We start from the raw sequence: 23095 nt of genomic DNA, 5'->3' as shown, positions 1-23095 counted from the left end.
CACTCCGCCCTTACTTTTTCGAAAAGATCGCGCGCGCGAGGATGTTCAGTCCCAGCACCGCGAGCGTGATCAGGAAGACGCCGGCCCACGCGAGCGATTGCCACTGCGCGAACGGGCTCATCGCAAACTTGTAGATCGTCACCGGCAGATTGGCGACCGGCTGGCCGAGATCCGTCGAAAAAAACTGATTCGACAACGCGGTGAACAGAAGCGGCGCGGTCTCCCCGGCGATACGGGCAACCGCGAGCAGCACACCGGTGACGATGCCGGCCACCGACGCCTTCAGCGTGATCGACAGCACCATCTTCCACTTCGGCGTGCCGAGTGCGAACGCCGCTTCACGCAATGCGTTCGGCACCAGTTTCAGCATGTTTTCCGTGGTGCGGATCACGATCGGGATCTGCAGCAGCGCGAGCGCGAACACGCCGGCCCAGCCGCTAAAGTGGCCCATCTTCGCGACAACGAGCGCGTAGACGAACAGACCGACGACGATAGACGGCGCCGACAGCAAAATGTCGTTGATGAAGCGCGTGACGCTCGCGAGCCAGCGTTTCTGCCCGTATTCGGCGAGATAGACGCCAGCGAGAATGCCGATGGGCGTGCCGACGAAGGTTGCGAGCACAACGAGCAGCAGACTGCCGACAATCGCGTTGGCGAGACCGCCGCCGTCGGTGTTCGGCGGCGGCGTGGACTGCGTAAACAGTTCGACCGACAGGCCGCCGATGCCAAGGCGCAGCGTCGTGTACAGAATCCAGATCAGCCACAGCAGACCGAACGCCATTGCCGCGAGCGACAGCGTCAATGCGATTGCGTTTTGCGTGCGGCGGCGGCCTTGCAGACGCACGCGCATTTTCTCGAGCGCGACGGCGTCGTTCGAGCCCGGCATGTTCAAGGTGGACTGGCTCATTTCGCGCCCTCCCCTTTCTCCAGACGAAGCAGCATCATCTTCGAAATGGCCAGCACGATGAAGGTGATCACAAAGAGAATCAGGCCGAGTTCCATCAGCGCCGAGGTGTGCAGGCCCGGATCCGCCTCAGCGAATTCGTTGGCGAGCGCCGAGGTGATGCTGTTGCCCGGCGAAAACAGCGAGACATTATCGAGCAGGTTCGTATTGCCGATCACGAATGTGACGGCCATCGTCTCGCCGAGCGCGCGGCCGAGGCCGAGCATCACGCCGCCGATCACGCCGCTCTTCGTGAAGGGCAGCACGATCTTCCACATGACTTCCCACGTCGTGCAGCCGATGCCATATGCCGATTCCTTCAGCAGGACCGGCGTCACTTCGAACACGTCGCGCATCACCGAAGCGATGTACGGGATGATCATGATCGCGAGAATCACACCCGCGCAGAGAATGCCGATGCCGATGGGCGCGCCCTGGAACAGCGCGCCGACTATCGGAATGCCGCCCAGCACCGCGCCGAGCGGCTTTTCGAACCACGTCGCGAAGATGGGCGCGAACACGAGCAGGCCCCACATGCCGTAGACGATCGACGGAATCGCGGCGAGCAGCTCGATCGCGATGCCGAGCGGCCGGCGCAGCCATGCGGGCGAAAGTTCGGTCAGAAAGAGCGCGATGCCGAAGCTGACGGGCACCGCGATGATGAGCGCAATGATCGAAGTGGCGATCGTGCCGTAGATCGGCACCAGTGCGCCGAACTGCTTGCTGGGCGGATCCCACTGCGCGCTCCACAGGAAGCCGAGGCCGAATTGCTTGATGGACGGCATGGAAGCGATGACCAGCGAAACGATGATGCCGCCGAGCAGCAACAGCGTGACGACGGCGGCGAGGCGCGCAAGGCCGCCGAAGATCACGTCGCCGGCGCGGCTGGGCGCTCTCTGCTGCGACGCGCCGCCAGGCGGGGTTGCCCTCGACGCGCCAGACGCTAATTGGATGTCGGACATAAGAGCCTGATGGACCTTTTCCAGTTGCCATGCGACGTATGTCGCGCGGCGAGTCATGCATATGCGCACAGTGGCACTGGCGCTGGCCGCTGTGGGCCAATATCGGCTGATAAAACGGCGCCGGTCAATGCCATTGGCCGTCCTCGGACGAGGACGGCCAATGTGTTACATGAAGCTGTTGCGTGTTATCGCGTGAGCAACGCTTACTCGGCGAGCGGCTTGCCCGAAGCGTCCTTCACCTTCGACTTCCACTGCGTCTTGATCTCCGACACAACCGAATCCGGCAGCGAGATGTAGTCCAGTTCGTTCGCGGCTTGCGTGCCGTTCTTGAACGCCCAGTCGAAGAACTTCAGCGTTTCCGCGCCTTGCGCCGGCTTTTCCTGCGCCGTGTGCAGCAGCACGAACGTTGCGCCGACGATCGGCCATGCGTTCTTGCCCGGCTCGTTCGTCAGGATCTGGTAGAACGACTTCGACCAGTCTGCGCCCGCTGCCGCTGCCTTGAACGTTTCCGTCTTCGGCTCGACGACCGTGCCGGTCGAGTTCTTCAGCGCGACGTAGGTCATGTGGTTCTGCTTCGCGTACGCCCATTCCACGTAGCCGATTGCGCCCGGCAGGCGTTGCACGAATGCGGCGACGCCGTCATTGCCCTTGCCGCCCGTACCGGTCGGCCAGTTGACCGTCGAACCTTCACCGACCTTCGACTTCCATTCGTTGTTGACCTTGGACAGGTAGTTCGTCCAGATGAAGCTCGTGCCCGAACCATCGGCGCGGCGAACCACGGCGATGTCCGTGTCCGGCAGCTTAGCCTTCGGATTCAGCGCAACGATCGCCGGATCGTTCCACTTCTTGATCTTGCCCAGATAGATGTCGCCCAGCACTTCGCCCGACAGCACCAGTTCAGCCGGCTTCACGCCCGGCACGTTGACGACCGGCACGACGCCGCCGACCACCGTCGGGAACTGGAACAGGCCGTCCTTCGCGAGTTCGTCGTCCTTCAGCGGAGCGTCCGAGCCGGCGAAATCGACGGTCTTGGCGATGATCTGCTTCACGCCGCCCGACGAGCCGATGCCCTGATAGTTGACCTTGCCGCCGCCGGACTTCTGATAGGCGTCGGCCCATTTCGTGTAAATCGGTGCTGCGAAGGTGCTGCCCGCGCCGGTGATGTCTGCTGCCTGGGCTGCCATCGCGAAGAACGCGCCAGCGACGCCAGCGAACACGGTTTGCATCAATTTCATCGAAACCTCCAAGGTGTGAGCGGTGTGTAACGTGAACACCGCGAAGCTTAGGGGCTCTTTGTGACAGTAACGTGACTAACCGTGAAACTCGTGTGACAGTGCGTTTACTAAGGTGAAAGGCGTTCCAGCGGAGAAGTCACCGGTTTGACGGCGTTTTCGCCGATGCCTGTACAGATTAGACGAAAAAGATGGGGCGCGAACGTTTGCGGGCAGGTGGCGCAGGTGCGCGTTCTTACGCCGCTGGTAGTGCGGACCTGGCAGACTTCAGCGGGGCGACCGAGGGTCGGCCCCGCCTTCGCATATAAGCAGACGCTTAAGCCGTTGCCTGCGTCACAGCTGCGGCGATCGACTCAGCATGGCGAACTGCGTCGTCGACGTGCTCGGCCTCGACCATCACACGCAGCACGGGCTCCGTGCCCGACGCGCGAATCAGCACGCGCCCACGGCCATTGAGCGCCTCTTCGGCGCCGGCGATGGCGCGCCGGATCGCGTCGCTGCCCTTCCAGTCCGCGTCCGGCTTCATGCGCACGTTGATCAGCTTCTGCGGGAACAGCGTCACGCCGTCGAGCAGTTCGGCGAGCGTTTTGTCGCTGCGCTTCATCGCCGCGAGGACGAGCAGTGCCGAAACGATGCCGTCGCCCGTCGAATGACGGTCGAGCGACAGAATGTGGCCGGAGCCCTCCGCGCCGAGCTGCCAGCCGTGCTCGCGCAACTGCTCGAGCACATAGCGGTCGCCCACCGCCGCGCGCACGAACTTCACGCCCGCCGCCTGCAGCGCGACCTCGACGGCCATGTTGGTCATGAGCGTGCCGACCGCGCCTTCAACCTTGCCGTCGGTCGCAATGCGGTCTTTCACCAGCACGTACAGCAGCTCGTCGCCGTTGTAGAGGCGCCCTGCTGCGTCGACGACCTGCAGACGGTCCGCGTCGCCGTCCAGCGCAATTCCGAGATCCGCGTGATTGGCCCGCACGGCGCGCACCAGCGCGTCGGGCGCGGTCGCGCCGACGCCGTCGTTGATATTGAAGCCGTTCGGCGCGACGCCGATTGGAATGATCTCCGCACCGAGCTCGTGAAACACGTGCGGCGCGACGTCATACGCGGCGCCATGCGCGCAATCCACCACCAGCTTCAGCCCGCGCAGGTCGAACGCCGCTGGGAAAGTGCTCTTGCAGAATTCGATGTAGCGGCCGGCCGCGTCATCCAGACGCCGCGCCTTGCCAAGCTGCTCCGACGCCGCGCAGGCGAGCGGCAGCTCGAGTTGCTCTTCGATCTGCGATTCGACGTCGTCGGGCAGCTTGTTGCCGTCGGCGGAAAAGAACTTGATGCCGTTGTCGTAATACGGATTGTGCGACGCGCTGATTACGACGCCCGCCGCGAGCCGCAGCGCGCGCGTCAGATACGCGATGCCGGGCGTGGGCATCGGGCCGGCCAGCATCACGTCGACACCCGCGGCGGAAAAACCTGCCTCGAGCGCCGCTTCGAGCATATAGCCCGACACGCGCGTGTCTTTGCCGATCAGCACCGTGGGCCGCGTACCCGTGCGCGCCCAGCGGTCTGCGCCGACGAGCACCTTGCCGGCCGCATAGCCGAGCCGCAATACAAATTCCGGCGTGATGGGCCCTTCGCCGACCTTGCCCCGAATTCCGTCCGTGCCGAAATAACGACGTGCCATCTTATGTGTTCCTCCTTGCTTTTGGCTTAGCCGCGCGGGCCGGCGAGGTTCGCCGCGTCGCGCAGGGCTGCCCATACTTTCAATGCGTCTACTGTTTGGGCGACGTCGTGCACGCGCAGGATTGCCGCGCCACGTTCGGCGGCCAGAACCGCTGCCACGATGCTGCCCGCGACGCGCTCCGGCGCCGGGCGTCCAGTGACCGCGCCGATCATCGATTTGCGCGACATGCCCGCAAGGATCGGATACGGCGGCTCGGCCCGCGGCGCGGTGTCCGCAAGACGCGCGAGCAGCGCGTAATTGTGCTCGACCACCGCCTTGCCGAAACCAAAGCCCGGGTCCACGCTGATCCGCTCACGCGCGATGCTCGCCTGCGTGAGCGCCGTCACGCGCTCCTCCAGAAACTCCCTGATTTCGCTCACTACATCGCCGTAAGCCGGCTCGCCCCGTTGCATCGTCTGCGGCTCGCCCAGCATATGCATCACGCATAGACCACAGTTGCTGTCGCGCACGGCGTCGATCGCGCCGGGCATGCGAAAGCCCCAGATATCATTGATCAGGTCGGCACCGGCGCTCAGTGCGCGCCGCATCACTGCGGGCTTATAGGTGTCGACGGAAAGCGGCACGTTCGCGCCGTGCAGTTGTTCGATGAGCGGGATCACGCGCTCGAGTTCTTCGTCGAGCGGGACCGGCGGAGCACCGGGGCGCGTCGATTCCCCGCCAATATCGATGATGTCCGCGCCCTCGAGCATCATGCGCTCGGCCTGGCGCAGCGCGTCGCCGCGCATCGCGTACTGGCCGCCGTCGGAGAAAGAATCGGGCGTGACGTTCAGGATGCCCATGACCAACGGGCGTTCGAAGCTCAGCTTGAACCGGCCGCACTGCAACGGCTCGGGGATGGGAGGAGAGAAAGCGGTTGTGGGCACGTAGCGTTACATCAAATAGACGAATAAATGCAAACGGGCCGGTGTGGAAACACACCGGCCCGCACTTTCTACCGACAACCGATCAGGCCGGCGCGGTCGCGCTGCCCGGCTTGACCTCAGTACCGGGGCTGCCGCCCGAAGACGCGTCGCTCGCGGACGGCGGCGAGCTCTTGGGCGAGCGCGGCGGACGTCCGGCCATGATGTCGTTGATCTGATCGGAGTCGATCGTCTCCCACTCCATCAACGCAGCGGTCATTGCTTCGACCTTGTCGCGGTTTTCTTCCAGCAGGCGCTTCGCGAGGTTGTACTGCTCGTCCAGCACCCGGCGGATTTCCGCGTCGACCTTCTGCTGCGTCGCTTCGGAAATGGTGCGCGTAAAGCCGCGGCCAAACGGCGTGGCGTCGTTTTCGTCGTCCACGTAGACCATCGGTCCCAATGCGTCCGTCATGCCGAAGCGGGCCACCATGGCGCGCGCGGTTTGCGTGGCCTTGTTGAAGTCGTCCGACGCGCCCGTGCTGATCAGGTTCAGAAACAGTTCTTCCGCGACACGGCCACCGAACAGAATCGCGAGACGATCAAGCAGATAGTCTTTCGAATACGTTTCGTTGTCGTGCTCCGGCAACTGCCACGTGACGCCCAATGCGCGGCCGCGCGGAATGATCGTGACCTTGTGCACCGGATCGGCCTTCGGCAAAAGCTTGGCGATAACTGCGTGGCCCGACTCGTGATACGCGGTAGCGCGCTTCGACTCTTCGCGGATCACGGCCGACTTGCGCTCCGGACCCATGAAGATCTTGTCTTTCGCATCTTCGAAATCCGTCATTTCGACAATGCGCTTGCCCCGGCGCGCCGCGAACAATGCCGCTTCGTTCACGAGATTGGCCAGATCGGCGCCCGAGAACCCCGGCGTGCCACGCGCGATCACCGCTGCGTCGACGTCGTTCGAAATAGGCACCTTGCGCAGATGGACCTTCATGATGTGTTCGCGGCCGCGGATATCCGGCAGACCCACATACACCTGACGGTCGAAACGGCCCGGACGCAACAGCGCTTTGTCGAGCACGTCCGAACGGTTCGTTGCCGCGATCACGATGACGCCCGAGTTCGCCTCGAAGCCGTCCATTTCCACGAGCATCTGATTCAGCGTCTGCTCGCGCTCGTCGTTGCCGCCGCCCATGCCGGCGCCGCGATGACGGCCGACCGCGTCGATTTCGTCGATGAACACGATGCACGGCGCGTGCTTCTTGGCTTGCTCGAACATGTCGCGCACGCGAGCCGCGCCGACACCGACGAACATTTCCACGAAGTCCGAACCCGAGATGCTGAAGAACGGCACTTTCGCCTCGCCGGCAATGGCGCGTGCGAGCAGCGTCTTACCCGTTCCCGGCGGGCCGACGAGCAGCACGCCACGCGGAATACGGCCGCCCAGCTTCTGGAACTTCTGCGGGTCGCGCAGGAAATCGACCAGTTCGGAGACTTCTTCCTTCGCTTCGTCGCAACCGGCGACGTCGGTGAAATTGATTGCGTTGTTATTTTCGTCGATCAGCCGCGCGCGCGACTTACCGAACGAAAAGGCGCCGCCTTTCCCGCCCCCCTGCATCTGTCGCATCATGTAGAACCAGAAACCGATGATCAGGATCGTCGGCCCGAGGTAATACAGCGCGGACACCAGCGCATTGGGCTCGTCGTCAGCCTTGCCGCTCACCTGAACGCCATACTTCATCAGATCGCCGACCATCCAGATGTCGCCGGGCGATACGATCTGGTACTTCTGGCCGTCTGCTGGAGTGACCGTGAGGTTCCGCCCCTGGACAATGACGTTCTTGACTTTGCCGTTCTTCGCGTCGTCCATGAACTGCGAATAGGAAACGCCTTCCTGGACACGGGGCTTGTCGAACTGCTTGAACACCGTAAATAGCACCAGTGCGATAACCAGCCACACTGCTGCTTTCGAAAACATATTGTTGTTCAAAGCACCACTCCTTCACTTAGACGGGCGCCTACATTTGCCTTGCGGCACCACGAAAGCATTCTAATCCAGTCCGCAGACCCCTGCCATAAGGTTTCACTACCATAGAAACAGCACGGCGGGGACTGCGCGGAACGCCCTACGCGGGCTTCTTCAGATGCTTACCCAAAATAAACGTTTCTGACGACTTGTCCCGCGAAGCCTTCGGCTTGCGGGCAGCCACCACCTTGAACTGGCGCTTGAACTTTTCGACAATCTGGCTGTAACCGCTGCCGTGAAAGCATTTGACTAAAAGGGCTCCATCCGGTTTCAGGTGATTTTGCGAGAATTCCAGCGCGAGATCGCACAAGTGCTCGATTCGCGCGGCATCCGCCACCGCCACTCCCGACAGGTTGGGCGCCATATCCGAAATTACAAGATCGACCTGCCGCTCGCCGACAATTTCTTCCAGCTGGGACAACACGGAGTCTTCGCGGAAGTCGCCCTGAATGAAGTGGACGTCGGCCACAGGCTCCATCGGCAGGATGTCGAGCGCGATGATCGTGCCGTCTATCCCGCCTTCGCGCTCGGCGTCGCGCTGCGCGCCTTTCGCGAGCTTGTTGCGCGCGTACTGGCTCCAGCTGCCCGGCGACGAACCCAGATCGACGATCACCTGCCCCGGCCGGATAAGCTTGTCCTGCTCGTCGATCTCCTTCAGCTTGTAGGCCGCGCGGGCGCGATAGCCTTCCCGCTGCGCCATTTTCACGTACGGATCGTTGATGTGGTCATGCAGCCACGCCGTATTGAACTTGTTTTTTGCCATTAAACGTTGAACTCTTGCTGCGTCATGTCACGCTTTAGCGGATAATACGCGGTTAATTCGCGCGGCTACCGCCAGGAAACTGGCTATTATCCGCGATTCTGTAGGTCTGACGCGCCGCCTGCCGTAGTGTCCCAATCATGTTCCGCTCCAACGCGTCGAACGACGCGATCGGGGAACGCAGGCGCCGCCATTTTAGTCGAGTCTCCCACTTCACATGCCCGCCCTCAAAGTCTCTTCCGACCAACGCGCCGAGTTGCGCTCCCAGGCACATGCGCTCAAACCGGTCGTGCTCGTCGGCGCCGAAGGTCTGACCGATGCTGTGCTCGCCGAAATCAAGGTTCACCTCGCCGCCCATCAGTTGATCAAGATCCGCGTGTTCGGCGACGAACGCGAAGAGCGCATTGCCATTTACGAACAGATCTGCGACAAACTGAACGCCGCACCCATCCAGCATATCGGCAAGCTGCTGGTCATCTGGAAGCCGGAAGCGGCGGCGCAGCCCGCGGCGAAAGGCAAACGCGGTGCATCGTCCACCGCATTGCCAAGCGCGCGCGAAGCCGCGGTAGAAGCCAAAGCCGGCAAGGGGCGCGCCCCGCGCGTGGTCAAGGTCGTGAAGCCCAGCGAAGTGCCCATGCGCAAGCCCAAGGCGAAAGCCGTGCTGGTGCGCGGCAACGAGCGGGTCACGCAAGGCGGCAACATCAAGCGCGCGAAGAAGCGGCAAACCAGCAGCAAGCGCGCGCATCAATCGAAATAAGCTAGTGGGCAACGCGTCAGCGGTGCGGCAAAATTCCGCACCGTGGCTGTGGGCGGCTCGCGTTTTGCGGTTTCGCCCCGCTCGCTTTCTTCGCGTGGCGCATTAAGTCGCAAGCTGACGTTGCCTCTATCCTCGAACGCGCGGGAACGCGTACAACCCTCTTGCAAACGCCCCGCCCCGCGACGCGCCAGCTTTACTAGCCGACAACTTTGCCGGAAACATCGCGAGCGCCTTGTTGTGCGACGCCGGCTCCGCTGCCCACCGGCAACTTCCACACAAGCGCCAAGCCGAGCAGGCTTTCGATCAGATAAAACACGCTGGAAATGCCGTGCAGCATGCCAAAGCGCGCTGCATACGCGGAATGCGCAATGTCCGTCCCTGCTTCGAGCGCGGCGACACGCATCGCGTTCATGAAAGGCTGCAACGCAAAGTACCCCACCAGCACGCAGATCAACATGCCGGCCACCAGCCAGCGCAAGCGCCGATAGGCGCTGCCGCCGCGCCGGATCACCACGTTGGCAAGACCGAGCAGCAAAATGCCGCAGACGGCACCCAGCACGCCTTCGATGCGAAACAATAGCGCCGCCACCGCGCCCGCCGTCGTCCGGTCAAGCGAACTGAACAGCACCGGTGCAACGGCATAGCCGATAGTCAGCAGGCTACCGACCCACACGACCGTGAGCAGACGAAAGATTCGATGCGGCATCAGGGACACCGGAGCCGCCTTTAAACGTAGCTAACGGCGATGATTTCGTACTCGCGCACGCCGCCCGGCGCCTGAACCGACGCGACGTCGCCTTCCGATTTGCCGATCAGCGCGCGCGCAATCGGCGAGCTGATGGAGATCAGACCGTGGTCGATGTCCGCTTCGTCGTCGCCGACAATCTGATATTTGACCGATGCGCCAGAGTCCAGGTCCTCGAGTTCGACCGTCGCGCCAAACACCACCCGGCCGTCGGCTTCCACTTGCGACGGGTCGATCACCTGCGCGCCCGCGAGCTTAGATTCGATTTCGGCGATGCGGCCTTCGATAAAGCCCTGCTTTTCTTTCGCGGCATCGTATTCCGCGTTTTCGGACAAATCGCCCTGTGCGCGCGCTTCCGCGATCGAGTTGATCACGGCGGGACGCTCAACGGATTTGAGTCTCTGCAATTCGTCGCGCAGCATGTCTGCGCCGCGCTTGGTCAATGGAATAGTGCTCATAAACAACTCTCGAGAAAACGCCGGGCCGCCTCAAAACTTTCCTGGCCCTTTTTGGGAATCCGGCGCAAAAGCGGCAGACAGGAGCGCTTTGGAATAAAAACGGCCGCAAAAAAAATCACCGCGGTTAAGTGCATTTCGCGGAGGCCGGTTGCCGGGGAAAACCCAGGCCACAGCACCTGCGAAACGCCGCTTAACCGCGGCACTTACATCCAAGACAGGTATTCGAAGCCTTAGTTTAGGCGAGCGTGCAAGCCTTGTAAATCATAGACTTCGAGGTCCTTCAGGTAGCGCAGACCTTCGACGGCCGCGCGCGCACCCGACATGGTCGTGTAGTACGTGACCTTGTTCGCCTGCGCGCTCATGCGGATCGAGCGCGAATCGGCAATCGCGGCGCGCGTTTCGTCGACGGTGGTGAAGACCAGCGCGATCTCGCCGTTCTTGATCATGTCGACGATGTGCGGACGACCGTCCTTCACCTTGTTGACGACCTTCACCGGCACGCCGGCCGCTTCGATAGCGGCCGCCGTGCCCTTGGTGGCCACGATCGGGTAGCCGAGCTCGTGCAGCATGCGCGCGACTTCGACGGCCTTCGGCTTGTCCGCGTCCATCACGGTCAACAGCACCGTGCCCGACTCCGGCAGACGCGAGCCCGCTGCGAGCTGCGACTTGAAGAGCGCCTCGCCGAACGTGCGACCCACGCCCATCACTTCGCCGGTCGAACGCATTTCGGGTCCGAGGACCGGATCCACCGCGGGGAACTTGACGAACGGGAACACCGCTTCCTTCACGCTGAAATACGGCGGCTCGACTTCCTTCGTCACGCCTTGCTGCGCGAGCTTCTGGCCGACCATGGCGCGCGCCGCGATCTTCGCGAGCGGCAGGCTGGTCGCCTTCGACACGTACGGCACCGTGCGCGAAGCGCGCGGGTTCACTTCGAGCACGTAGATGACGTCCTGCTTTGAACCGTCAGCCTGCGGAACCTGCTGGATCGCGAACTGCACATTCATCAGACCCACCACGTTGAGCGCCTTGGCCATCGCGCCGGTCTGACGCTTCAGTTCAGCCACGGTTTCCTTCGACAGCGAATACGGCGGCAGCGAGCAAGCCGAATCGCCCGAGTGCACGCCCGCCTGTTCGATGTGCTCCATCACGCCGCCGATGAACACGGCTTCGCCGTCCGAAATGCAGTCCACGTCGCATTCGATCGCGTCATTCAGGAAGCGGTCGAGCAGCACCGGCGAATCGTTCGACACCTTCACGGCCTCGCGCATATAGCGCTCGAGGTCGCGCGGCTCGTGGACGATTTCCATCGCGCGGCCGCCGAGCACGTACGACGGACGCACCACCAGCGGATAGCCGATTTCGTCGGCGAGCTTGAGCGCTTCGTCTTCGGCGCGCGCTGTGCGGTTCGGCGGCTGGCGTAGGCCGAGGTCCTGCAGCAGCTTCTGGAAACGCTCGCGGTCTTCGGCCGCGTCGATCATGTCTGGCGACGTGCCGATGATCGGCACACCATTGGCTTCCAGATCTAGCGCGAGCTTCAGCGGCGTCTGGCCGCCGTACTGCACGATCACGCCGACCGGCTTTTCCTTGTCGACGATTTCAAGCACGTCTTCGAGCGTCAGCGATTCGAAGTACAGACGGTCGGACGTGTCGTAGTCGGTCGAAACGGTTTCGGGGTTGCAGTTGACCATGATGGTTTCGTAGCCGTCTTCGCGCATGGCGAGCGCGGCGTGCACGCAACAGTAGTCGAACTCGATACCCTGGCCGATCCGGTTCGGGCCGCCGCCCAGCACCATGATCTTCTTGTTGTTCGTTGGGTTCGCTTCGCACTCTTCCTCGTAGGTCGAGTACATGTACGCGGTTTTCGTCGCGAACTCGGCAGCGCAGGTGTCAACGCGCTTGTACACCGGCCGCACGTTCAGCTCGATACGACGCTGACGCACTTGCGCCGGCTTCGCGCCGAGCAGTTTCGCGAGACGCCGGTCAGAAAAGCCGCTCTGTTTCAGATACTTCAACTCTTCCTTCGAGAGGCTTGCCAGCGTGCGGCCGGCCAGCGCCTTTTCCTTCAGCACGACCTGCTCGATTTGCGCGAGGAACCACGGGTCGATCGACGTCTCTTCGAAAATTTCCTGCGCCGTCATGCCGATGCGGAATGCGTCGCCCACGTACCAGATGCGGTCCGGGCCCGCCTCGCCGATCTCGCGGATGATCTCGTCGCGATTCGTGGTCTTTTCGTCCAGACCGTCGACGCCGACTTCCAGACCGCGCAGCGCCTTCTGGAACGATTCCTGGAACGTGCGGCCAATCGCCATGACTTCGCCGACCGACTTCATCTGCGTGGTCAGGCGCGAATCGGCTTCGCGGAATTTCTCGAACGCAAAGCGCGGGATCTTCGTGACGACGTAGTCGATAGTCGGTTCGAACGACGCCGGGGTCTGGCCGCCGGTGATTTCGTTCTTCAACTCGTCCAGCGTGTAGCCGACTGCCAGCTTCGCCGCGACCTTCGCGATCGGGAAACCGGTTGCCTTCGACGCCAGCGCCGACGAACGCGACACGCGCGGGTTCATTTCGATCACGATCATCCGGCCGTCTTTCGGATTGATCGAGAACTGCACGTTCGAGCCGCCCGTGTCCACGCCGATTTCGCGCAGCACCGCCAGCGACGCGTTACGCAGCACCTGGTATTCCTTGTCCGTGAGCGTTTGCGCCGGCGCGACGGTGATCGAGTCGCCGGTGTGGATGCCCATTGGGTCCAGGTTTTCGATCGAGCAGACGATGATGCAGTTGTCCTTCTTGTCGCGGACCACTTCCATCTCGTACTCTTTCCAGCCGAGCAGCGATTCTTCGATCAGCAGCTCGCGCGTGGGCGACAGGTCGAGGCCGCGCTTGCAGATTTCCTCGAACTCTTCGCGGTTGTACGCGATGCCGCCGCCGGAACCGCCAAGCGTAAACGACGGACGGATCACGACCGGATAGCCGCCGCTGCCGGTTTCCGCGGCGATACGCGCGTGGACCTGCAGCGCTTCTTCCATGGAATGCGCAGTGCCCGACTTGGCCGAACCGAGGCCGATTTTCGTCATCGCGTCTTTGAACTTCTGGCGGTCTTCCGCCTTGTCGATGGCTTCCGGCGACGCGCCAATCAGCTCGACGTTGTACTTCTCGAGCACGCCGTGCGCGTGCAGATCCAGCGCGCAGTTCAGCGCGGTCTGGCCGCCCATGGTCGGCAGGATCGCGTCCGGGCGCTCCTTCGCGATGATGCGCTCGACCACTTCCCACGTGATGGGCTCGATGTAGGTCACGTCGGCCGTGTTCGGGTCGGTCATGATCGTCGCCGGATTGCTGTTGACGAGAATGACCTTGTAGCCTTCCTCACGCAGCGCCTTGCATGCCTGCGCGCCCGAATAATCGAACTCGCACGCCTGGCCGATGATGATCGGACCCGCGCCGATAATGAGGATGCTCTTGATGTCTGTCCGCTTGGGCATAACGCTCTCGCTAAATATTCCTGAATTCTTTCCGTCTGCGCGCGCCGCCTGTGAGTCACAAGTGGCGCGCGCTTTGCCTCTCGCTGCTTTTCGCCGGGCTGCTGTTTATGCGGCTGCCGTCTTGCCGGCCTTCTTCGCGTCCATCAACGCGGTGAAGCGGTCGAACAGATACGCGATGTCGTGCGGACCCGGCGACGCTTCCGGATGGCCCTGGAAGCAGAACGCCGGCTTGTCGGAAAGCGCGAAGCCTTGCAGCGTGCCGTCGAACAGCGACACGTGCGTAACCTTGGCGTTGGCGGGCAGCGTGTCGGCATCTACAGCAAAGCCGTGGTTCTGCGACGTGATGACCACGCGGCCGTCTTCCAGATCTTTCACCGGATGGTTCGCGCCGTGGTGACCGGTCTTCATCTTGACGGTTTTGGCGCCGAGCGCGAGACCCATGATCTGATGGCCGAGGCAAATGCCGAACGTCGGAATGCCGCGCTCGATCAGCTCTTTAGTGGCCTCGATAGCGTAGTCGCACGGCTCCGGGTCGCCGGGGCCGTTCGAGAGGAAAATGCCGTCCGGATTGAGCGCGAGCGCGTCGGCCGCCGAGGCTTGCGCCGGCAGCACGGTGACGTGGCAGCCGCGCTCGGCCAGCATGCGCAGGATGTTGTACTTCACGCCGTAGTCGAACGCGACCACGCGGTACTTCGGCGCGTTCTGCTTGCCGTAGCCGTCACCCAGGCGCCATTCAGTCTGCGTCCACTCGTAGGTTTCCTTCGTCGACACGACCTTCGCGAGGTCCATGCCCGCGAGGCCCGGGAACGAGCGTGCGAGTTCGATGGCCTTTGCTTCGTCGTCCGAACCGGCGACGATCGCGCCGTTTTGCGCACCCTTGTCGCGCAGAACGCGGGTCAGCTTACGGGTGTCGAGCCCGGCGATGGCGACCACGCCTTCGTCCTGCAGGTACTGGGTGAGCGTGCGCTCCATGCGGAAGTTCGACGCGAGGACCGGCAAATCGCGAATGATCAGCCCGGCGGCATGGACTTTCGTCGCTTCGACGTCTTCGGCATTGACGCCGACGTTGCCGATATGCGGATACGTGAGGGTCACGATCTGGCGCGCGTAGCTCGGGTCAGTCAGGATTTCCTGATAGCCGGTGATAGCCGTATTGAAGACGACTTCGCCGATGGTATGCCCGGGGGCGCCGATCGAATAACCACGAAAGACCGTGCCGTCGGCGAGCGCGAGCAGAGCGGGAGAAAATGACGGCAACACGGGAGACTCCTTGGGGGAACACCCTGTTGCCGACCTGCCTATCCGGTTTGCGAGCCGCAGCGGACAGCATCGTGAGATGCGCGCGCAGACTCGCTCGCGTACTGCCATTGACGTCGCAAGGGGCGCGCGATGGGTCCATGGTGTGGACGAATCGGCCAGGTGCGGGCCCTTCTTGCTACGCCTGTGGCGCGCGGCGGATGAACGGTATGGGAGAGGTAGGCGCTAGGGTGCGGGTTGATAAGCTCAAACCTTGTAATTATAGCCTGAAACCGCCTTCGGCTCCAAATCTGAGATGGCTCGGCGGGCGCACGCCGGTACTCGCTGAACCGGTGAAAGCCTTACTGTAAGCGGCTTGCGCCGTACCTGACCGGATCGGCGCCAGCCGATTCGAGACAGCGTCCGAGTGCATCTTCCCAGTTGCTTGAGATACGCATCAACGGTCCCGCTGCGCACAATCGACGGCGGGCGCCGCCGGTTGATGGCTGGGCCGCCACTACACCGCGCGCAATGAAAAACGCCGTCACACGCGGTGACGGAGTCAAAAAACATGTCAGAGGACGGTAGGATCGTCCGCCGGCAGAAGCCTCAACGGAGGTCTTGCCGCATCACTTGCTCTTCTTCGTGCTGGCCGCGCTCTTCGTCGCCTTGCTGGACGTGGAAGCCGACACCTTCGTCACCTTGCCCGCAGGCACTGCAGCCGCTTTCGATTTAGCGGATTTCGCGACCGGCTCGGACACCTTCACCACGGCGGAGTGACCCCTGCCCTTCTTCGTGTCGTTGCGCGATTCGTGCTTCGAGCCTCCGACGCGCGTGCCGATCTTCTGCACGCCGCCACCTTCGACGTCGGTCGCGATGCGCTCAGGCCCCGGCTCGCTCGGGATAGCCTTGCCGACCGGCACGTGCAGAACGACGACCTGGCCGCGCGACACGCTATCGCGATGCGTGCGGTTCCACGCCTTCAACTGGCCGACGGACACGCCGTAACGTAGCGCGATAGCCGCCATCGACTGATTGCGGCGCACGCGGATCAGCATCTTGCGGGTATCGGGAACGTCCGGCTCCATTGCTAGCACGGCGCTTTCCGCGACGTCGGCGCTGATGTCCTCGTCATCGTCAGAACCACGCGGCACGACGATCGTCGAACCGGGCTTCAGACGCATGCCCACTGGAATCTTGTTCACTTCCATCAGCGTATCGGCGTCCACGCCGATTTTTTGCGCGATTGCCGCCGGCGCCGAACGCTCGGTGACCGTATAAGTGGTCCACGACGACAGCGAACCCGAGTACGTTTTCAGATTGCGCTCGAACGCGCTGGCATTGTCGAACGGCAGCAGGATCTGCGGCTGTGTCGCGCCGAGAATCACCGGCTTCTTGAACGACGGGTTCAGCGAGCGGAATTCGTCGAGCGACAGGTTGGCGAGCTTGGCGGCCATGTCCACGTCGATATCGTGCGAGGTGGTGACCGTCACGAAATACGGGTGATTCGGAATGGACGGCAGCGTGAGCCCGTACACTTGCGGGTTCATCACGATGTTCTTGACCGCCTGCAGCTTCGGCACGTAGTTGCGCGTCTCGTTCGGCATGCGCAGGCTCAGATAGTCTGTGGGCAGGCCCGCCGCTTCGTTACGCGCGATGGCGCGCTGCACATTGCCCTCGCCCCAGTTGTACGCGGCTAGCGCAAGCTGCCAGTCGCCGAACATGTCGTGCAGACGTGACAGGTAGTCGAGCGCTGCGCTGGTGGACGCGAGCACGTCGCGGCGCTCGTCCTGCCACATGTTCTGCTTGAGGTTGTAAGTGCGGCCGGTGCCCGGCATGAACTGCCACATGCCGGCCGCCTTCGCGACCGACAAAGCCTGCGGACTATACGCCGACTCGATGAACGGCAGCAGCGCGAGCTCGGTCGGCATATGGCGCGCCTCGAGTTCCTCGACGATGTGATACAGGTACTTCTGCGAGCGCTCGGTCATGCGCTGCACGTAGTCGGGACGCTGCGCATACCAGTTGGCCTGCATGTCGACCAGGTCGGTCTGCAAGTCGGGCATCTGGAAACCGCGCCGGATACGGCTCCATAAATCGGCGTCCGCGCTCGTCAACTGCGTGACGGAGCCCTGGTCGACGTTGATGGTTTCTTTGGCGGTGGCTGTCTTGCGGAGTGCGTCGGCTACGGCTTGCTGGCTGGCGGGATTTGTTGCGGTGGTGGGGCTGACCGTCGTTGGCCCCTGGCTCGCGCAGGCGGCGAGCGTCAGGACCAGCAACGCACTAAAGATAAATCGCATGAACGTCTCGGCTTCCACAAGGGCTGGAATTTGCAGCCGATAGTACGAAACCGCAACCTAAACGTCAATCGGAAATTGACAAAAAAATCAAGCAAATCTAGGGCTTGGCGAATTCTTCCGATTCTTCGCTTGAGCAAGACCCCAAAGCCGGTCAGGTCAGCGGAAGCGGTTTTTCCATTCGCGCATCAACGTGAATGCTGCCAGCCGGTCGGATACCTTCTCGTGCAGTTGTGCCTCAAGGGATGCCCGAACAGCCGGACTGTCCGCTCGCAAGAAGGGGTTCACCGCGCGTTCGTGTGCGATGGTGGTGGGCAGCGTCGGCCGGTTGCGCGCCCGCAAGTCGCTCGCCGTGTCGCGCCAGGCCTGCAGTTGCGCATTGCCCGGCTCGCAGGCGAGCGCAAAGCGGATGTTGGACAAGGTGTATTCGTGCGCGCAATGAACCTGGGTCGCGCCCGGCAGTGCGGCGAGCGAGTCGAGCGACGCGAGCATCTGCGCCGGCGTGCCTTCGAAGAGCCGGCCACATCCGCAGGCAAACAGCGTGTCGCCGCAGAACACGTGAGGCGTGCCGCCCGGATCAGCCGCCTGAAAATAGGCGATGTGGCCGCTCGTGTGGCCGGGCACGTCGAGTACGCTGAACTCCAGCGCGGGCTCGGCAATCTTGAGCCGATCGCCATTTTTCAGACGATGCGTGACATGCTCGATCGCTTCGCCGGCGGGCCCGTAGACGGGAACGGCCTGGCCATTCAGCAGATCGGCTACCCCGCCGACGTGGTCTTGATGATGGTGCGTGAGTAAAATAGCGCTCAGCCGCCATCCGCGTTTGGCCAGATAGGCGCGAACCGGAGCGGCCTCGCCCGGATCGACGACTACCGCATGGTGTCCGTCGGAAACGACCCAGATGTAATTGTCTTCAAACGCCGGGACCGGTACGTACTCGAGCGCATTCATAGGCGACGCATTCTTTGATATGACTGACCGAGCGATTATAGACTGGCCCGCCTGGACGAATTCGCCGCCTGGCCGCTACGTGCTCGAGTGGGAACAGACCCAGCTCGACCGGGTGGTCTCGGACGTTTTCGGTTACCACGCGCTGCAACTGGGCCTGCCGCAGCTCGACGCGTTGCGCGAAAATCGCATGCCCTGCCGCGGGCTGGTGCTGGACGCCGCCAGCGGCGCGAGCGCGCCCTACAGTTTTCCGCGGGCGGCTACGCATGCCGGGAACGGAGCGGGCAACGGGGTGGACCACGGCGCGCTGCACGGGCCCGCGCGCGGCGCCTTCGCGCCCCTGCCCGCGCCTGGCGGGCGCAGCGCTGTCTGGTGCGACCTGCTCGACCTGCCTTTCGAGGCGCAAAGCGTCGATCTGATCGTGATGCCGCATACACTCGAATTCACCAGCGACCCGCACCGCCTGCTGCGCGAAGCCGAGCGCGTGCTGATGCCGGAAGGCCAGCTGATCATTCTCGGCTTCAACTCGCTGTCGCTGTGGGGCGCCCGGCAATCGGTCGGCAAGATGACCGGCCGGCCGTTCGTGCCCGCGGCCGTCGACCTGATCGCCTTCACGCGTCTGAAAGACTGGATCAAGCTGCTCGGCTTCGACCTTGAGCGCGGGCGCTTCGGCTGCTATCGTCCGCCGCTCGACAGTGAGCAATGGCTGTCCCGCTACGGTTTCATGGAAGCCGCCGGCGACCGCTGGTGGCCGATCTTCGGCGCGACCTACATGATCAAGGCGATCAAGCGCGTGCGCGGCATGCGCCTCGTCGGGCCGCTGAAGGTGAAAAAACCCGTCCTCGCCGCGGGCCTCACGCCCGCCGCCACTCCGAATACACGCAACCACACTCAATGACCGCAAACATCATCGACATTTATACCGACGGCGCCTGCAAGGGCAACCCAGGCCCCGGCGGCTGGGGCGCGCTTTTGCGTTTCGGCGATCAGGAAAAAGAGCTGTTCGGCGGCGAAGCCAATACCACCAACAACCGTATGGAACTGATGGGCGTGATCTCCGCGCTCGAAGCGCTCAAGCGTCCGTGCAAGGTCGTCGTGCATACCGATTCGCAGTACGTGCAGAAAGGCATCAGCGAATGGATTCACGGCTGGAAAAAGAAAGGCTGGGTGACCGCCGCAAAGCAGCCGGTGAAGAACGCGGACTTGTGGAAGCGGCTCGATTCGCTTGTCGCGCAACACGAAATCGAATGGCGCTGGGTACGCGGTCACAACGGCCACCCGGAGAACGAGCGCGCCGATCAGCTCGCCAACCGCGGCGTCGCGTCGCTCGCGGAACTATGACGCGAAGCCGCCGGCGCGGCGCGCTCATCTCTCCCGCTTATTTCCGGCTGCAACTTCTGAGGCAAAGCTAATCCGACATGCGTCAACTCATTCTCGACACCGAAACCACTGGCCTCAATGCCCGCACCGGCGACCGCATCCTCGAACTCGGTTGCGTCGAGCTGGTGAACCGGCGGCTCACCGGCAACAACCTGCACTTCTATATCAATCCTGAACGCGACAGCGATCCTGGCGCATTGGCGGTGCACGGCTTGACTACCGAGTTCCTCAGCGACAAGCCGAAGTTCGCGGAAATCGCCGACCAGTTTCGCGACTTCATCCAGGGCGCGGACCTGATCATTCATAACGCGCCGTTCGACATCGGCTTTCTGGATGCGGAATTCGCGTTGCTCGGCCTGCCGCCCGTGAGCACCTATTGCGGCGAGATCATCGACACGCTCGCGCGCGCCAAGCAGATGTTCCCCGGCAAGCGCAATTCACTCGATGCGCTGTGCGATCGCTTCGGCATCAGCAATGCGCACCGCACGCTGCACGGCGCGCTGCTCGACTCGGAACTGCTCGCGGAGGTTTATCTCGCGATGACGCGCGGCCAGGAAAGCCTCGTCATCGACATGCTCGGGGAATCGCATGCCGGCGGCGAAGCGCATGCGCCGCGGGTGTCGATCGACTCGCTGGATCTCGTGGTTATCCGGGCAAGCGACGAGGAGTTCGCCGCGCATCAAGCCGTGCTCGACGGGCTAGACAAGGCGATCAAGCGCACGAGCGTTTGGCGCCTCGAACCCGCACCGGTCTCGGATGAGCAAGCCGCTTAAAAAATGCTGGACGAGCGCGAAAATCGCTGACATAATCTCAATCTCTTCGGGTGGTTAGCTCAGCGGTAGAGCACTGCCTTCACACGGCAGGGGTCACTGGTTCGATCCCAGTACTACCCACCAGATTCTTGGTGTGTCGATCACCGAAGACAAAGGGCTCATGCAGAAATGCGTGAGCCCTTTTCCGTTTTGGTTTTCACTTTTGCTCAGGCGGTATCGTTTGGTGGTTCTGCGGCTGTTCTGCAATTAGCAGCGCCGTCAACACCGAAACCTCGTCGATTGCGAGGGCAAAACGGTGCTGATATAGTCAGTGCTCGGGCATTCGCTCGGTCTACTTTCTCCACCTCATTGACTACAGGGAGGCGTCACATGTTCGCAGTGCATATGGCCGTCCCTGACATAGTCCCGCGACGCTCCTGCCTGTCGCTGGCTGGTCGCTGACTCAGCCTTTTCCGCGGCGCAGCCTGAAAAGGCGCTCCGCGCAATTCCAGATAGTCCACGGCTCGCTTTGCAGCTCATTGCTTGCAGCTTGATTGCCGTTCGGCAGCGCGCTTCCACTATCTCTTCATCCTGCTTTTGACTGGAACCCCGCTGCGCCACGCGCTCTCGGGTTGTCACAAAATGACCGGAAAAAAACTCGACTTTCGCGGACAAGCCTTCAAGGACGTCCTCGGCTTCACCTTCCATCACTGGGCGCAACAGCCGTGGCGCATCGTCGTGATTGCGGCGCTCGTCATGCTCGCCGCTGTGGCTGACGTGCTCACGCCGATGTTCGCCGGCCACCTCGTCGACGCCATTGCGTCCGGCCCGGCCGCGCGCGGCAGCGCATGGCAGGCGGCCATCACGGCATTCTGCGTGCTCGCCGCGCTTGGGCTCGGCGCGACTTTGCTGCGCCAGGGCATGTACTTCAACATCATCAAGCTGACGCTCAAGATGATGAGCGAGATCGCCGCCAACGCGTTTCATCGCGTGCAACGGTTTTCGACCGACTGGCACGCGAACAGCTTTGCCGGCTCGACGGTGCGCAAGATCACGCGCGGCATGTGGGCGCTCGACCTGCTCAACGACACGCTGCTGATCGCGCTGTTCCCGTCGCTCATCATGCTCGCGGGCGCGACGCTGCTGCTCGGCTGGCGCTGGCCGATGATGGGCGCGGTGGTCGGCATCGGATCCGTGCTCTATATCGCGGTGACGGTCGCGCTGTCGCTCGGCTATGTGGCGCCCGCCGCACGCCTCGCCAATGCGTGGGATACGCGCATGGGCGGCGCGCTCGCGGACGCCGTGAGTTGCAACGGCGTAGTCAAGGCGTTCGGCGCCGAAGCGCGCGAAGAACTGCTGCTCGCGCGCGTGATCGACAAGTGGCGCGACCGCACGCGGCGCACGTGGACCCGCGGCACGATCAACGGCGGCGTGCAGGGCGCGATGCTGGTGGCGATCCAGACCGCCATTCTTGGCGCGGCTCTGGTGCTGTGGTTGCGCGGCGAGGCGAGCGTCGGCGACATCACGTTCGCGTTGACGATGTTCTTCATGCTGCAAGGCTATCTGCGCGATGTCGGCATGCACATCCGCAACCTGCAGCGCTCCGTCAACGACATGGAGGAATTGGTGTCGCTGGAGCGTCAGCCGCTCGGCATTGAAGACCGGCCGGGCGCCGGTCCCATCGCGATCGGCAAAGGCGAGATCCGCTTCGAGGACGTCACGTTCCACTATGGCGCGAACGCCGCCCCGCTCTATCGCGACTTCTCCGTGCGCATTGCGCCCGGCGAACGCGTTGGGCTGGTGGGCCATTCGGGCTCGGGCAAGACCTCCTTCATCAAGCTCATTCAGCGTCTCTACGACGTGTCGGGAGGCCGCATCACGATCGACGGCCAGGACATCGCGCGGGTGAAGCAGGCGTCGTTGCGCAGCCAGATTGCCATCGTGCAGCAGGAGCCGGTGCTGTTTCACCGCTCGCTGGCAGAGAACATAGCGTATGCGCGGCCCGACGCGACCCGCGCCGAGATCGAGCAGGCCGCGCGGCTTGCGAACGCGCACGACTTCATCAGCGCCCTGCCCCATGGTTATGACACGCTGGTCGGCGAGCGCGGCATCAAGCTCTCGGGCGGCGAACGCCAGCGGGTAGCCATCGCGCGGGCGTTTCTCGCGGACGCCCGCATCCTGATCCTTGACGAAGCGACCTCGAGCCTCGACAGCGAAAGCGAAGTGCTGATCCAGCAGGCAATGGAGCGGCTGATGCTGGGCCGCACGACACTGGTCGTCGCCCACCGCCTTTCGACTGTGCGCGCGCTCGACCGCCTGCTCGTGCTCGACAAGGGCAAGGTGATCGAAGAAGGCAGCCATGAAACGCTGATCGGTCTCGAGAACGGCGTGTACCGCCGGCTCTTCGAGCGTCAGGCGTTGGAGTTGATCAAGGGCTTGAGCGAACCGCCGCCGGTTAGGCATCAAACACCGCGCGTGCGGAGCGCCGCCGTCGACGATTCGAGCTTGCTGGTTGGCAAGTAAGAACAGCAAAG

The 23095-nt window shown here is 62.9% G+C and carries 18 protein-coding genes and 1 tRNA gene; 6 read left to right on the top strand and 13 right to left on the bottom strand.

Annotated elements, in window-relative coordinates; translation table 11 throughout:
- Positions 1-10: 10 nt before the first annotated feature.
- The 7 genes from pstA to A3AC_RS0117630 all read right to left on the bottom strand — a co-directional run bounded on the left by pstA (position 11) and on the right by A3AC_RS0117630 (position 8506).
- Positions 11-907: a phosphate ABC transporter permease PstA gene (pstA, locus tag A3AC_RS0117660; protein WP_025600489.1), complete on the bottom strand. Its 897-nt coding sequence runs from the start codon at positions 905-907 to the stop codon at positions 11-13.
- A complete protein-coding gene (gene pstC / locus A3AC_RS0117655; protein WP_025600488.1) occupies positions 904-1905 on the bottom strand; it encodes a phosphate ABC transporter permease PstC in 1002 nt (333 codons plus the stop codon). Before pstC ends, pstA begins: the two co-directional genes overlap by 4 nt.
- A gap of 203 nt (positions 1906-2108) precedes the next feature.
- On the bottom strand, positions 2109-3140 hold the full coding sequence (gene pstS / locus A3AC_RS0117650) for a phosphate ABC transporter substrate-binding protein PstS (protein ID WP_025600486.1): 1032 nt from the start codon (positions 3138-3140) through the stop codon (positions 2109-2111).
- 313 nt (positions 3141-3453) lie between these two features.
- Positions 3454-4812, bottom strand: a complete 1359-nt coding sequence (glmM, locus tag A3AC_RS0117645; protein ID WP_025600485.1) for a phosphoglucosamine mutase — start codon at positions 4810-4812, stop codon at positions 3454-3456.
- Positions 4813-4838: 26 nt separating this feature from the next.
- A complete protein-coding gene (gene folP / locus A3AC_RS0117640) occupies positions 4839-5651 on the bottom strand; it encodes a dihydropteroate synthase (protein ID WP_025600484.1) in 813 nt (270 codons plus the stop codon).
- 166 nt (positions 5652-5817) lie between these two features.
- Positions 5818-7707, bottom strand: coding sequence for an ATP-dependent zinc metalloprotease FtsH (ftsH, locus tag A3AC_RS0117635; protein ID WP_013340014.1), 1890 nt, complete (start codon positions 7705-7707; stop codon positions 5818-5820).
- Between the two features lie 136 nt (positions 7708-7843).
- Positions 7844-8506, bottom strand: coding sequence for an RlmE family RNA methyltransferase (locus A3AC_RS0117630; protein ID WP_013340015.1), 663 nt, complete (start codon positions 8504-8506; stop codon positions 7844-7846).
- A gap of 214 nt (positions 8507-8720) precedes the next feature.
- Here A3AC_RS0117630 and A3AC_RS0117625 point away from each other — a divergent pair, with 214 nt between their 5' ends.
- Positions 8721-9260, top strand: a complete 540-nt coding sequence (locus A3AC_RS0117625) for a YhbY family RNA-binding protein (protein ID WP_025600482.1) — start codon at positions 8721-8723, stop codon at positions 9258-9260.
- A gap of 196 nt (positions 9261-9456) precedes the next feature.
- On the opposite strand, the gene A3AC_RS0117620 is transcribed toward A3AC_RS0117625, so the two are convergent.
- The 6 genes from A3AC_RS0117620 to gloB all read right to left on the bottom strand — a co-directional run bounded on the left by A3AC_RS0117620 (position 9457) and on the right by gloB (position 18432).
- A complete protein-coding gene (locus tag A3AC_RS0117620; protein ID WP_025600481.1) occupies positions 9457-9966 on the bottom strand; it encodes a DUF4149 domain-containing protein in 510 nt (169 codons plus the stop codon).
- Positions 9967-9986: 20 nt separating this feature from the next.
- Positions 9987-10463: a transcription elongation factor GreA gene (gene greA, locus A3AC_RS0117615; RefSeq protein WP_013340018.1), complete on the bottom strand. Its 477-nt coding sequence runs from the start codon at positions 10461-10463 to the stop codon at positions 9987-9989.
- Between the two features lie 230 nt (positions 10464-10693).
- Complete coding sequence (carB, locus tag A3AC_RS0117610) at positions 10694-13948, bottom strand: carbamoyl-phosphate synthase large subunit (protein WP_025600478.1); 3255 nt, start codon at positions 13946-13948, stop codon at positions 10694-10696.
- Positions 13949-14053: 105 nt separating this feature from the next.
- Positions 14054-15208 (bottom strand): glutamine-hydrolyzing carbamoyl-phosphate synthase small subunit, encoded by a 1155-nt coding sequence (gene carA / locus A3AC_RS0117605; RefSeq protein ID WP_025600477.1) that lies wholly within the window; start codon positions 15206-15208, stop codon positions 14054-14056.
- Positions 15209-15813: 605 nt separating this feature from the next.
- Positions 15814-17484 carry a transglycosylase SLT domain-containing protein gene (locus A3AC_RS0117600; RefSeq protein ID WP_025600475.1) on the bottom strand — a complete coding sequence of 557 codons (1671 nt, stop codon included), beginning with the start codon at positions 17482-17484 and terminating at the stop codon, positions 15814-15816.
- Between the two features lie 156 nt (positions 17485-17640).
- Positions 17641-18432, bottom strand: a complete 792-nt coding sequence (gene gloB, locus A3AC_RS0117595) for a hydroxyacylglutathione hydrolase (RefSeq protein ID WP_025600474.1) — start codon at positions 18430-18432, stop codon at positions 17641-17643.
- A 19-nt stretch (positions 18433-18451) separates the two neighbouring features.
- Between gloB and A3AC_RS0117590 the strand changes: the two genes are divergently transcribed.
- The 5 genes from A3AC_RS0117590 to A3AC_RS0117570 all read left to right on the top strand — a co-directional run bounded on the left by A3AC_RS0117590 (position 18452) and on the right by A3AC_RS0117570 (position 23084).
- Positions 18452-19327, top strand: a complete 876-nt coding sequence (locus A3AC_RS0117590; protein WP_025600473.1) for a class I SAM-dependent methyltransferase — start codon at positions 18452-18454, stop codon at positions 19325-19327.
- Positions 19324-19770, top strand: a complete 447-nt coding sequence (gene rnhA / locus A3AC_RS0117585) for a ribonuclease HI (RefSeq protein ID WP_025600472.1) — start codon at positions 19324-19326, stop codon at positions 19768-19770. Before A3AC_RS0117590 ends, rnhA begins: the two co-directional genes overlap by 4 nt.
- A gap of 77 nt (positions 19771-19847) precedes the next feature.
- Positions 19848-20582 (top strand): DNA polymerase III subunit epsilon, encoded by a 735-nt coding sequence (dnaQ, locus tag A3AC_RS0117580; protein ID WP_025600470.1) that lies wholly within the window; start codon positions 19848-19850, stop codon positions 20580-20582.
- Positions 20583-20630: 48 nt separating this feature from the next.
- Positions 20631-20705: transfer RNA gene (locus A3AC_RS0117575), tRNA-Val, on the top strand.
- Between the two features lie 498 nt (positions 20706-21203).
- Complete coding sequence (locus A3AC_RS0117570; protein ID WP_025600469.1) at positions 21204-23084, top strand: ABC transporter ATP-binding protein; 1881 nt, start codon at positions 21204-21206, stop codon at positions 23082-23084.
- The last annotated feature ends 11 nt before the right edge of the window (positions 23085-23095 follow it).

This window comes from Burkholderia sp. WSM2230 (genome assembly GCF_000472445.1).
Taxonomy (GTDB): domain Bacteria; phylum Pseudomonadota; class Gammaproteobacteria; order Burkholderiales; family Burkholderiaceae; genus Paraburkholderia.
This window is presented reverse-complemented; position numbering and strand designations above follow the sequence as displayed.